We start from the raw sequence: 12,669 nt of genomic DNA, 5'->3' as shown, positions 1-12,669 counted from the left end.
TTTGCCACTATAAATAAAGTTACATTATGAATTTACACGAATATCAAGGAAAGGAAATTCTATCAAGTTTTGGTGTACGCGTACAACGTGGAATCGTAGCTACTTCAGCTGATGAAGCTGTAAAGGCAGCAGAGAAACTTACAGAGCAGACAGGAACTCAATGGTATGTAGTAAAAGCACAAATCCATGCAGGAGGACGTGGAAAGGGAGGAGGGGTAAAGTTAGCTAAGAATTTGCAGCAAGTAAAAGAAATTTCTTCTCAGATTATTGGAATGCACTTAGTAACTCCTCAAACTCCTAAGGAAGGAAAAGAGGTTCACCAGGTATTGATAGCTGAAGATGTATTCTATCCAGGAGAAAGCGAACCTAAGGAATATTATATGTCTATCCTGCTTAATCGTGCCAAAGGAAAGAATATGATTATGTACTCCACCGAAGGAGGTATGGATATTGAATCCGTAGCGGCAAATACACCCCATCTTATCTTCACTGAAGAGGTAGACCCAGAATTAGGGTTGCTCCCCTTTCAAGCAAGAAATATAGCTTTTAACTTAGGGCTTGAAGGAGAGGCTTTTAAGGAAATGGTAAAATTTGTAACCTCTCTGTATAAAGCCTATATCTCTTCTGATGCAAATCTGTTTGAGATCAATCCACTTCTTAAAACTTCGGACAGCAAGATACTTGCAGTAGATGCTAAAGTAACTATTGATGATAATGCTCTTTTCCGACATAAGGATTATGCTGCATTACGTGATACTCGTGAAGAGCGCCCTATAGAGGTAGAAGCAAAAGCAGCAGGGCTTAATTATGTGGATTTGGATGGAAATGTAGGATGTATGGTTAATGGAGCAGGACTTGCTATGGCTACTATGGATCTCATAAAACAAGCAGGAGGAGAACCAGCTAACTTTTTGGATGTAGGAGGTACTGCTGATGCTGCTCGTGTGGAAACCGCATTCCGTATTATTTTGAAAGATCCCAATGTAAAGGCTATCTTAGTAAATATCTTTGGAGGAATTGTACGTTGTGACCGTGTAGCTCAAGGAATTGTAGATGCTTATAAGAATATGGGCTCTGCTATTAAAGTTCCTATTATTGTTCGACTACAAGGAACTAATGCAGAAATTGCTAAGGAAATTATTGATAAATCAGGACTTGCTGTACATTCTGCTATTCAATTTCAAGAGGCTGCTGATAAAGTGAAAGAAGTATTGAGATAAACAATTTTATATTTGTAATAAAGGAGCCTTGTTATCAAGGCTTTCTTTTTAATATTAAATGATTTATGTATAATTCTATTATTGTAGGTACAGGTTATTATGTACCTGAAAATATTGTTACCAATAATGATCTATCCAAGATGATGGATACTTCAGATGAGTGGATTCAAGAACGTACTGGCATACGAGAGCGCCGGTTTGCCACCAGAGGAAAGGATACTACTACTTCTATGGGAGTACGTGCTGCCCAAATGGCTATGGATAAAGCGAATATAGCTAAAGAGGATATTGATTTTCTTATTTTTGCTACTTTGAGTCCGGATTATTATTTCCCAGGCTGTGGTGTGTTAGCTCAAAAAGAATTAGGGCTCAATACTATTGGAGCTTTAGATATCCGTAACCAATGTTCTGGATTTATCTATGCGCTTTCAGTCGCTGATCAGTTTATCAAAACGGGTATGTATAAGAATATCTTGGTTATTGCCTCTGAAACACAATCTCCAGCTTTAGATCTTACTACACGGGGTCGTAATATGGCAGTACTTTTTGGAGATGGAGCAGGAGCAGTAGTGCTTTCTCGTTGTGAACAATCCAATCGAGGTATTCTCTCCTCTCACTTACATAGTGAGGGTGCTTATGCTGAGGAATTAGCGATCATTACTCCTGGAGTAGGAAAGAAATGGATTACGGATTTGCTTAAAGAGAATGATCCAGAAGATACCTCCTACTTCCCTTATATGAATGGACAGTTCGTTTTCAAAAATGCAGTAGTGCGCTTCTCTGAAGTGATCATGGAAGGATTAAAGGCAAATCACCTTACCGAGGAGGATATTGACCTATTTATTCCTCACCAAGCAAATTTGCGTATCTCCCAGTTTATTCAGCAGAAATTTAAACTCTCAGATGAGAGAATATTTAATAATATCCAGAAATATGGAAACACAACTGCTGCCTCAATAGCTATTGCCTTAGCCGAAGCCGTAGAACAGAATCGCGTTAAGGAAAATGATATCCTTATTTTAGCCGCTTTTGGTAGTGGTTTTACCTGGGGAAGCGTGGTGATTAAGTGGTAAAAGAAAAAGTAAAAGGTAAAAAGTTTTCTACTCCTATTACTTTTTACCTTTTACCTATACCTTATAATTTAGCTTTTCTTTTCTTCATTAAAATAAATGAGATAGTAGAACATACCTCGTTCTTCATCCCAGCCTTTTTCTACAAACTTTTCAGCAGATTCGGGATTGACAAAATCCATACGGATTTGTATATTGGTATCCAGATCAATGACATTTTTAATTTTCTTACGCATATCCGATACTGCTTTATTAACAATAGGGAAAGAGGAAACATCCTCAATGTAGTATTTCTTTCCTTTGGTTTCTTTAAAGTTACGAAATTCAGGGATAAGATCCATATACCCTTCCGTAAGGCTCTGATCTTCATCATCCTCATGAGGAGCGTATTCTTTTTTGAATACTTTGTCTCCTAATACCTCATTAAGGAAATGAGTTTCCTCAAACTCATCGTTTTTAGCAAAGTGGTTCACAGCACGGTTCATAAATAGGATTTCTTCCTGCTTACCTTCCGTGGGAAGTACAACTTCTTTAGCGAAATCCTGACACATTTTTAGGTATTTTTTGGTAAAAAAAGCATCATCGGCAAGGGCATCAATACCTAAGAATTGCTCTGTCCAATATTTGGTATCATAGCGATTACTATCTACAGATAGAATTTTATATCCCTCTTCTTTATTTACATTGAAAATAAGACAACCTTTATCCAACTTATTGACATTCACTCCTTCTTCTAATAGAATATCTAACTGGTTCTGTTCTTGCTCAAATTGGAGAAAGTTTTGTTTCATTTCAGACTTAAAAATTCCAATAGCCTCTACTTTGGCATTGTCAAGAGTAATATGAGAAAGATAGGCTACATACAACTCCCCTGACTTGATATGAGGATGATTGGATTGCTCATACAGCAACTGAGCAATACGTAGTGAATGGGTATGAATAGAGGATGGATTAGCGAAAATTTCGGTAGCTAAGGCAAACATCTCATTGAATTCTAAGGAAGTTTCATTCACAAAGTGCATATAATTTTCTTCTTTCTCTCTAAAAGGTTTTAGAAAATATTCCTTAAGTACACTTATCATCTGGTCATCAAGAGCATAAGGCTGTTGGGAGAGGAAGAGGTTTTCTCCTTTTTGCATATTTCCCACTTGATGAATAGAAAGAGATTCTATTTGAGTATTAAAAAGGTCAAGCATTTGTCTCGTTTTGATTTTTTAATGGGTGCAAATGTACAAAAAACTTTTTATTTTTTTAATAATTTATATCCCATATACCCTAAAGGAAGTGCCATGATACCTAAGTAAAGAGCATTCTGGATAATTACCATAGGTTCAAAGAATGCAATGGCAACAAGCCCAAAAATAGCGCCTCCTAAGTGAGCTGCATGCCCTAAGTTATCTCCTTGACGAGGATTAAGCATCATATATACAGAATAGCTAAAATAGAGTGTCCCAAAGAACCAACCTGGAATAAAGTTTACTTGGAGATATGGGAAAAGAGCAATAGCAGCAAAGATAATACCTGAAACACCTCCTGATGCTCCTATAGCTGAGTAGTAGGATTGATGTCGGTATATATATAGGCTAAAAAGATTCCCAAAAACAATGGAACCCAAATATATAAGTAAAAATATGAAACTCCCCATTCCATGAATGATAATTCCATGAAAGAAGTACAAAGAAATCATATTGAAAATGAGATGCTCCCAATTGGCATGTAAGAATCCAGAGGAAATAAGACGTAGATAATCTCCCCTTTGGACAGCTCCTACATTGAACATATAGCGGTTAAAAAAATTGGAATTATTAAAGCCATAATAGCTTACTCCTATAGTGGTGATAAGTATAGCAAAAAAAAGAATATTTGTTGTCATCTGTTTCTAAGAATAATAATCATCATCATTGTATCCATGATATTCATCAAACTCATCTTGATCAAATTCAAAGTCATTGAATTCAGAATCAAATTCATTAAAGTCCTCTGCTACAAAGTTCCTCTCTGGTGCATCTTCAGGGACAGAACCATGCTTAACCAAGATATTAGGATAAGTAACACCTTTTTGCTTCTGACCTATTTCTTTCAAGTCTACAAAAAAAGTCCACATATTGTAGAAATCATATACATAGAGTAAGTGACGATTATCTTCGTCCATTATGGATTCCAAAATAGTATCTGCCATTACAGGAGTATCTCCTTCGGTGTCAAAAAGGCTAAACTCTTCTCCTTGGTTCCAATCCTCATCACTTTTGTAGAAAGAAGCCATTTCTTCTCCATTGAAGCCAAAGGATTTTGAAATACATTTGTGAAAATCTTCTAAATTAATTTGACTTTCCACTTCAATATCACGGAATACATCCGTATCCACATCTAAAATAATTCTAAAACGATATATCATAATTACTCTTTTCTATGATTGAGATTCTTTATTATAAAAGGTATTATAGATATCCTTGTACTTTTCAAGGATAATACGTCTTTTGAGTTTGAGGGTAGGGGTGAGGTGTCCAGCATCTATACTCCATTCATCAGGAGTAAGGTCAAATACTTTTACTTGTTCCCATTTACCTAATTTTTTATTAATGTGTTCTATTTCCTGAGCAATTCGTTCTCGTACTCGCTTATCTTTTACAAGTTCTGCATTACTAAAATTCTGCGTATTCCCATGTCGCTTGAGCCACTCTCTTATAAAAGAAAAATCGGGTTGGAGGAATGCTCCAGGCATCTTCTCTCCTTCACCTACTACCATCGCTTGTTCTATGAAACGAGATTGTTTGAGCTTATTCTCAATGTATTGTGGTGCTATATATTTACCACCAGAGGTTTTGAACATCTCTTTTTTACGATCTGTAATGGTAAGATAACCATCCTCATCAAGAAAACCAATATCTCCCGTGTGGAAGAAGCCTTCCTTATCAATAGTATTATGGGTTTGTTCTTCATTCTTGAAGTAACCTAACATTACATTGCTCCCTTTACAAAGGATTTCTCCATCTTCAGCTATTTTGACTTCAATATTATCTATAGGTTTTCCTATAGTACCTATTTTCCAGAGATTTCCTTTCTTACAATTTACAGAGATAACAGGAGAAGTCTCTGTAAGTCCGTAACCTTCCCAAATAGGAATTCCTGCTGCAGAAAATACCCGTACTAAGCGGGGTTGTAGAGCAGCACTTCCACATATCATTTGCAAGTTACCTCCTAAGGCTTTTTTCCATTTGGAAAATATAAGTTTTCTGGCTATCTTTAGTTTGAGACCATACCACCAACCATTCTTTCCATAAGGTTTATATTGATACCCTAATTTTAGAGCCCAAAAGAATAAGGATTTGGCTATACCAGAGAGAGCGACTCCTTTGTTATAAATATTGTCATATACTTTCTCCACTACACGTGGTACTACTGTAATAAGGTGAGGCTTTACTTCACTAATATTTAAGGCTACTTTATCAAAGGATTCAGCAAAATATAGGCGAATGCCATTATACTGGTATAAGTAAGTAAGCATTCGTTCGAATATATGACATACAGGTAGAAAGCTAAGACAAACATCTCCTGCTTTTACAGGAACCCGAGCATGACAGTTTTTAATATTACTAATAATATTATCATGAGAGAGCATTACTCCTTTGGGCTTTCCTGTAGTACCCGAAGTGTAAATAATAGTTGCCATATCAGTGGGCTGTATTTGTGCCTTAATAGCTTCTACTTCATTCTGATTCTCAGTATTTTCGCCTATAGAAAGGATTTTACTCCATCCGCGTACATTTTCTATATTATCAAAAGTAAATATTTCTTTTAATGAGGGAACTTCCGGTACTATATTTCTTATTTTCTCTAGCAAATCTTTGTCTGACACAAAGCAATACTTCACTTCAGCATGGTTGAAGATGTAAATATAATCTTCTTTTGGAATAGTGGGATAGATAGGGATATTATGTGCTCCAATTTGCATAATAGCAATATCCAATATGTGCCATTCGGTACGATTATTGGAGGAAACAACGGCTATTTTATCCTTCGGTTTTACTCCTAAATATAGCAATGCTCGGCTTACTTGGTTTATTTTCTCTACATAATCCTTAGAGGAAATGGCAGACCATTTATCATTATATTTAGTGACTAAAGCATTTTCTATAGGATATTTTTCTAATTGATAATAAGGAATATCAAACAGGCGAGTTACCTCTTTCATTAAGTGTAATTTTAGCATTTTTATTTCTACTGCAAAAATACATTAAATTTTTGAAATAGCATTAAAATATTGAAAAAACATCTCTCAAAAAAACTTTTACACAATGCACTTTCTTTTGTTGAAAAATAAAAATCATAGCTTCTGTGACTTTTATTATCCAAATGAAAAATCGTAAAATCAGTTCTTTATCTTATATATTAAAAAATATAAAAATAGAAATATAAGAGTTTGCATTTCCCTTATCTAAAAAATGAATGTATTTTTGCCAAGGATTTCAAAGAAGTCCATCTTATATCTAAATGCTTAATTGTTAAATACATGGAAAATATTTCTCCACAATCTATAGAGACAGTTATTGCTCCTCGTACAATTCCTACACTTGAAAAAGGGAAGATACCTCCCCAGAATTTGGAGTTAGAAGAAGTAATACTTGGAGGTATGCTTATAGATAAGCGTGGTGTGGATGAGGTAATAGATATCCTTTCTGATGAGGCTTTTTATTCTCCTGCTCATCAGAAAATCTATGCAGCTATCTATAAGCTCTTTAAGGATTCCCAACCCGTGGATATGATGACGGTACGTGAACAATTACTTAAGGACGGTAATTTAAAAGAAGTAGGCGGAGGAGCCTATTTGGTATATTTGACAGAAAAGGTGTCTTCTTCTGCTAATATAGAGTTCCATGCACGTATTCTTATCCAAAAGTATATTCAGCGTAGGCTTATTAAGATGTCTAATGAAATTATTGAGGAAGCATACGATGATGAAACCGATGTATTTGACCTTTTAGATAGCGCAGAAGGAAAGCTTTTTTCAATTACTCAAGGGAATATTACTCGTACCTCTGAATCTGCAAGAGAACTAGTTATAAAAGCACGTAAAAAGATAGAGGAGTTACATAATAAAAAAGAAGAGTTTAGTGGAATTCCTTCAGGATTTACCAAAATAGATGAACTTACTGCAGGATGGCAACCAACAGACCTTATTATTGTGGCGGCACGTCCTGCAATGGGGAAAACAGCCTTTACACTAAGCATGGCAAGGAATATAGCAGTAAATAGTAAAATTCCAGTAGCTTTTTTTTCCTTAGAAATGTCCTCAATACAGCTTATTACAAGGCTTATTGCTTCAGAAACAGGAATAAGTTCCGATAAACTTCGTACAGGGAAATTAAGTGATGATGATTTTGAACAACTAAATAAAAAAATACAAAGTTTGCTCGATGCTCCTCTCTATATAGATGATACTCCTTCACTTTCCATCTTTGACCTTCGTGCGAAAGCTCGTCGTATGGTTTCTAAGTATGGGGTAAAGATTATTTTTATAGATTACCTTCAACTAATGACTGCCAATACCAGTGGAAAAATAGGAGGAAACCGAGAACAAGAAATATCTGCTATCTCTCGTAATCTTAAGGCTTTAGCTAAAGAATTAGATATTCCTGTAATAGCTCTCTCACAACTCTCACGTAATGTAGAAAATAGACCAGGACATAGGCGCCCTCAACTCTCTGACCTTCGTGAATCAGGTGCTATAGAACAAGATGCTGATATTGTTACTTTCCTTTACCGACCTGAGTATTACAAACTTAATACTTGGGATGATACAGAACAAACCCCTACTGCTAATCAAGCTGAACTCATAGTAGCAAAACATCGTAATGGAGGATTGGATAATATTCGTTTACAATTTGTTAATGGAGTATTCAGCAACTTGAGTAATAATTTTTCCTTGCAACAAGAAGAGAGACAACAAATTCAATCTTATAATTCTAGATATAATGATCAAAAAGATGAAGTAATACCATCTCCTACATCAATACCAAAAGGAAATATCGATAATGCCTTTGAGAGTAAATCAATCAATCCTGATATTAATTTCTAGAGAGAAAAAAAAGGTTGTCCAAAAGGGCAAACCTTTTTTTATTTGATTAGCTTTGCTATATCTCTAAATTTTTCATGTTGTGAATCCTTTAGCAAAGAGAATAGAGCTCCTTCAACACTGATAATTTTTCCTTGAGTTTGAATGATCATCTGCAAACCTATATTTCTATTTTCAACTGTACGAGAAGAAACAGCATCAGCCACTACAAAAACTTCATATCCTGCATTAACCAAATCGTAAGCTGTTTGATAAATGCAAATGTGTGTTTCGATTCCTATAAGGAGTATTTGTGGACGAAGGTTAGCTTTTACTCTTTCAGCAAAATCCTTATTCCTATAGGCAGAAAAAGTATACTTTTTGATAGGAGATAACTCTGAGAGGGATGTTGCGATGATGGAATTAGTATCTCCTAACTTTTCAGGGGTTTGTTCCACCCAGATGATGGGGATATTTAGTAATTTGCATCCTTGAATAAGCAAATGACTTTGTCTGAGTATTTCCTCAGATTTGTATACAATCTGAGATAGCTTTCCTTGAATGTCAAGGATAACTAATTGAGTATCATTAACAGATAACATAGATATATTTTGTTTAATTTTGCCACAAAGATAATAAATAATATAATAATCAGCAAATTATGAAATTAAATAAATATTTATCTAAATAGTTGTTTTTAACTATAAAATGTCTTACCTTTGCACACCAAAAGCAAGGGTTGTTTCTCTTACTTAGAGAATAAGATGGAAGAATGGATTGAAAAAATAGAAATATTACTTCCGGAGGTACAGCAATATGTACTTTCTTTGCAAGAGAAAAATGGGGTTCTTTTGAAGCAGATAGAGGAACTTAATCAAGAGCTTCAACAAGCACAACAGCAGAAGAATTTGTATGAACAAAAGTATAATGCATTGAAAGTGACCCAGGCTCTTTTAGGCAGTGATGAAACAAAAGCGGAAGCCAAACTCAAAATAAATAGGCTCATTCGTGAAATAGAGCAGTGTATTGTACAACTTTCACAAAACTAAATAAGAATGAGTGAGAAATTAAGAATAACTTTGAAGATAGCCGATAGGGTATATCCCTTGAAAATCTTCCCTGAACAGGAAGAAGCTTATCGAAAAGCTGCTGAAAAAATTAATGAACAAGTCAGATATTTTGAGCAAAATTTCCCTATAAAGGATCGCCAAGATTCATTGGCTATGTGTGCTATTTCTTTAGCAACACCTCTATCCCAAGAGGTACTTACTAATGAAAATCAAAGAAAGGATAATATAGAAAAATTAGAGAAAATATATAGAATATTATCAGAGATCAGTAACAATAGATAAAAATACTGCCTGCAAGAATAGTTTTTTTGGTAAACTCAACAGAAAATAATTCAGAAGGGTGAGTCAAACCACCAAAGCGTGCTGTGTTCACTTACAGATACTTGAAGGGTTTGGTAGCTCTAAATATGCTTTTTAGGAGTTTATTCACAGGTCTTCTTGCAGGCTTTTTATATAATTATTTTTTTATGGATATAACAACATTAATAGTAGGAACCATTATTGGAATATTTGTGGGAGCTGCCCTAGTATGGTACTCCCTTAAGAAAAAGCAAGAAAAATATGCTTTTAAAGTGGTCAGAGATGCACAAGATGAATCGCAAAATATCCTCAAGCAGGCCAAAATAGAAGCTGAAAATATTAAAAAAGAAAAAATTTATCAGGCAAAAGAAAAATTCTTAGAACTTAAGGCAGAACATGAAAAACTTATCTTAAGTAAAGAAAAAAAGATCTCTGAGGCAGAGAAACGTGTAAAAGATAAAGAATCTCAAGTTTCTACTGAATTAGCTCAAAATAAAAAGCTCAATGAAGAGTTAGCCCAGAAAACTCAAGAATGTGAATATCGTATCTCTTTGGTAGATAAAAAACAAGAAGAAGTAGATAGATTACATAAAAGTCAAGTAAAACAATTAGAAGTAATCTCCGGGCTCACTGCCGAAGAAGCTAAAACACAGTTGATTGACTCCTTAAAAAGCGAAGCAAAAACAGATGCTATGGCTTACATCCAAACTACTATTGAGGAGGCTAAGCTTACAGCTCGACAAGAAGCAAAGAAAATTATCATCAATACTATACAGCGTATTGGTACAGAGGAAGCTATTGATAATTGTGTGTCAGTTTTCAATCTTGAATCAGATGATGTAAAAGGACGCATTATTGGACGTGAGGGTCGCAATATTCGTGCCTTAGAAGCGGCTACCGGAGTAGAAATTATTGTAGATGATACACCAGAGGCAATTATCCTCTCTTGTTTTGATTCAGTAAGGCGTGAAATTGCACGTCTTTCTTTACATAAATTGGTTACGGATGGTCGTATTCATCCTGCACGTATAGAAGAAGTGGTAGAAAAAACAACCAAACAAGTAGAAGATGAGATAGCAGAAATAGGTAAAAGAACAATTATAGACTTAGGTATACATGGGCTTCATCCAGAACTTATTAAGGCTGTAGGGCGAATGAAATATCGTTCCTCCTATGGTCAAAACCTATTACAGCACTCTCGTGAAGTATCTCGCTTATGTGGTCTCATGGCTGCAGAATTGGGGCTTAATGTGAAATTAGCTAAGCGTGCTGGACTCCTTCATGATATAGGGAAGGTGCCTGAAACAGATACAGAGACTCCTCACGCTCTCTTAGGTATGGAATGGGCTCAAAAATATGGTGAAAAGCCTGAAGTATGCAATGCTATAGGAGCACATCATGATGAAATAGAGATGACCTCTTTACTTTCTCCTATTGTACAGGTATGCGATGCTATATCAGGAGCGAGACCTGGAGCCCGTAGACAAGTATTGGACTCCTATATTCAACGGCTTAAAGAATTGGAAGATACTGCATTCTCCTTTCAAGGAGTGAAGAAAGCTTATGCTATTCAAGCCGGACGAGAACTCCGTGTAATTGTAGAAAGTGAAAAGGTATCTGATGAAAAAGCTGCTGAGCTTTCTTTTAATCTTTCTCAAAAAATACAAACAGATATGACCTATCCTGGACAGGTTAAGGTAACTGTAATTCGAGAAACAAGAGCTGTGAATATTGCAAAGTAAATTTTATAAATGGTAATAGAGAAAAGAGCTAAGGATTTTCTTTAGCTCTTCTATTTTATAGAAATTTGATTAGGAATTATCTTTGCCTATTTTAAAAAATGTTGTACTTTTGTACCATAATAATTTATAAGTGTGAAATACTTTTATAACCTTTTATTTTTAAGCTTAATAGCTTGTTCCCAACTTATTTCTCCTCCCTCAAAAAAATTGTCAGAAGAACAAATGGAGTCCATCTTTTATGATTTAGTCCTATTAAATGCCTCAAAAAGTGTTGACCCAAAGCTCTATGATGAACAGGGAGTGAGTATCTCCAATATCATTTATAAGAAATATGGAGTTGATAGTTTACAATTGGCACAGAATATATCTTTTTACACTTCAAATCCTCAAAAATGTAAGGAAATACTCTCCCGTGTGAATATTCGCTTGGAAAAGGAAGATAGTTTGCTGCGAAAAGAGAATATTCCTAATGTCCCTGTAAAAGAGTCTTCATCAGATAGTTTGAAAATAATAGAAAAGTAAATATTTAAAGAATTAATTTATGAAATGGACTCCTGTTGTTTCTAATAATATTGATTGGATTTCTTTTGTTTTTATAGCTATTTTAGCAATTATAGCTTTTATAAAAACATATCACTCCTTTCGTTTTAGAGAATTTTTGAATTTACTTTTTAATAATAAATATATTATCATATTTAACAAAAAAGAGAAGACAAATGTACTCTTTACCTCTTCGTTATTAGGGATACAGTGGTTAGTCCTTAGTATTACCATTTGGTTATTAATGAGATATTTTCTTATAGATTTTTCTTTTTATTCAATTCCTCTTCCTTATATTATTATGGTAGGGGTAGCTGCTTTTCTTTTATTGAAAATTACTTTTCAACGTTTTATAAGTTATGTATTTGATTTTGATCTGTTTTCCAGGTCATATCTTTTCATTCGCTTAAGTTATTCTAATTATGCTTCTTTTATATTGGTCTTTCTTCTTTTTTTCGATATTTATGGGATGAATAATAACATATATTTACTAGGATTTTCATTGATTACATTTTTATATATACAGATACTTGGATTAGTTTCATTTGTAAAGTTGTACAAAAATGAAATAAGACATTACTGGTATTATTTTATTTTGTATCTTTGCACCGTAGAAATAGTACCCTATATTTTTATTAAACATTGGATAATTAATTCCTCATCAATAAGTTAAAT

General features: G+C 34.4%; 13 protein-coding genes. 8 read left to right on the top strand and 5 right to left on the bottom strand.

Annotated features, from left to right (window positions below):
• Nucleotides 1–26: 26 nt before the first annotated feature.
• Both sucC and HMPREF9071_RS07160 read left to right on the top strand, forming a co-directional pair.
• On the top strand, nucleotides 27–1,220 hold the full coding sequence (sucC, locus tag HMPREF9071_RS07165) for an ADP-forming succinate--CoA ligase subunit beta (protein ID WP_009745941.1): 1,194 nt from the start codon (nucleotides 27–29) through the stop codon (nucleotides 1,218–1,220).
• Nucleotides 1,221–1,285: 65 nt separating this feature from the next.
• On the top strand, nucleotides 1,286–2,293 hold the full coding sequence (locus tag HMPREF9071_RS07160) for a 3-oxoacyl-ACP synthase III family protein (RefSeq protein WP_009745940.1): 1,008 nt from the start codon (nucleotides 1,286–1,288) through the stop codon (nucleotides 2,291–2,293).
• 68 nt (nucleotides 2,294–2,361) lie between these two features.
• Here the strand turns inward: HMPREF9071_RS07160 and HMPREF9071_RS07155 are convergent, their stop codons facing one another.
• From HMPREF9071_RS07155 to HMPREF9071_RS07140, 4 genes are read right to left on the bottom strand one after another with little or no spacing between them, the layout of a single operon-like run.
• Nucleotides 2,362–3,486: a nucleoid-associated protein gene (locus HMPREF9071_RS07155; RefSeq protein WP_009745939.1), complete on the bottom strand. Its 1,125-nt coding sequence runs from the start codon at nucleotides 3,484–3,486 to the stop codon at nucleotides 2,362–2,364.
• A gap of 47 nt (nucleotides 3,487–3,533) precedes the next feature.
• Nucleotides 3,534–4,163, bottom strand: a complete 630-nt coding sequence (locus HMPREF9071_RS07150) for a rhomboid family intramembrane serine protease (RefSeq protein WP_009745938.1) — start codon at nucleotides 4,161–4,163, stop codon at nucleotides 3,534–3,536.
• 6 nt (nucleotides 4,164–4,169) lie between these two features.
• Nucleotides 4,170–4,685: a hypothetical protein gene (locus tag HMPREF9071_RS07145; RefSeq protein ID WP_009745937.1), complete on the bottom strand. Its 516-nt coding sequence runs from the start codon at nucleotides 4,683–4,685 to the stop codon at nucleotides 4,170–4,172.
• Between the two features lie 12 nt (nucleotides 4,686–4,697).
• Nucleotides 4,698–6,482, bottom strand: a complete 1,785-nt coding sequence (locus tag HMPREF9071_RS07140) for a long-chain fatty acid--CoA ligase (protein WP_040358071.1) — start codon at nucleotides 6,480–6,482, stop codon at nucleotides 4,698–4,700.
• Nucleotides 6,483–6,800: 318 nt separating this feature from the next.
• Here HMPREF9071_RS07140 and dnaB point away from each other — a divergent pair, with 318 nt between their 5' ends.
• Nucleotides 6,801–8,366, top strand: a complete 1,566-nt coding sequence (dnaB, locus tag HMPREF9071_RS07135; RefSeq protein WP_040358070.1) for a replicative DNA helicase — start codon at nucleotides 6,801–6,803, stop codon at nucleotides 8,364–8,366.
• Nucleotides 8,367–8,404: 38 nt separating this feature from the next.
• Here dnaB and HMPREF9071_RS07130 read toward each other — a convergent pair whose 3' ends face one another.
• Nucleotides 8,405–8,944, bottom strand: coding sequence for an isochorismatase family protein (locus HMPREF9071_RS07130; protein WP_009745934.1), 540 nt, complete (start codon nucleotides 8,942–8,944; stop codon nucleotides 8,405–8,407).
• A 117-nt stretch (nucleotides 8,945–9,061) separates the two neighbouring features.
• Here HMPREF9071_RS07130 and HMPREF9071_RS07125 point away from each other — a divergent pair, with 117 nt between their 5' ends.
• The 5 genes from HMPREF9071_RS07125 (at nucleotide 9,062) to HMPREF9071_RS07105 (ending at nucleotide 12,667) form a co-directional block, all read left to right on the top strand.
• Nucleotides 9,062–9,391, top strand: coding sequence for a hypothetical protein (locus HMPREF9071_RS07125; RefSeq protein WP_253908267.1), 330 nt, complete (start codon nucleotides 9,062–9,064; stop codon nucleotides 9,389–9,391).
• A gap of 6 nt (nucleotides 9,392–9,397) precedes the next feature.
• Nucleotides 9,398–9,694: a cell division protein ZapA gene (locus HMPREF9071_RS07120; RefSeq protein WP_009745932.1), complete on the top strand. Its 297-nt coding sequence runs from the start codon at nucleotides 9,398–9,400 to the stop codon at nucleotides 9,692–9,694.
• A 185-nt stretch (nucleotides 9,695–9,879) separates the two neighbouring features.
• Entirely contained in the window at nucleotides 9,880–11,454 is a 1,575-nt protein-coding gene (gene rny, locus HMPREF9071_RS07115) for a ribonuclease Y (protein ID WP_040358069.1), read from the top strand.
• Nucleotides 11,455–11,586: 132 nt separating this feature from the next.
• Nucleotides 11,587–11,976 (top strand): DUF4296 domain-containing protein, encoded by a 390-nt coding sequence (locus tag HMPREF9071_RS07110; protein WP_040358068.1) that lies wholly within the window; start codon nucleotides 11,587–11,589, stop codon nucleotides 11,974–11,976.
• Nucleotides 11,977–11,995: 19 nt separating this feature from the next.
• Nucleotides 11,996–12,667 (top strand): DUF4271 domain-containing protein, encoded by a 672-nt coding sequence (locus HMPREF9071_RS07105; protein ID WP_009745929.1) that lies wholly within the window; start codon nucleotides 11,996–11,998, stop codon nucleotides 12,665–12,667.
• Nucleotides 12,668–12,669: the final 2 nt, after the last annotated feature.

The sequence above is a fragment of the Capnocytophaga sp. oral taxon 338 str. F0234 genome (assembly GCF_000192225.1).
Taxonomy (GTDB): domain Bacteria; phylum Bacteroidota; class Bacteroidia; order Flavobacteriales; family Flavobacteriaceae; genus Capnocytophaga.
Note: the sequence above shows the minus strand (reverse complement) of the source record. Positions and strands in the feature narration are given on the sequence as shown.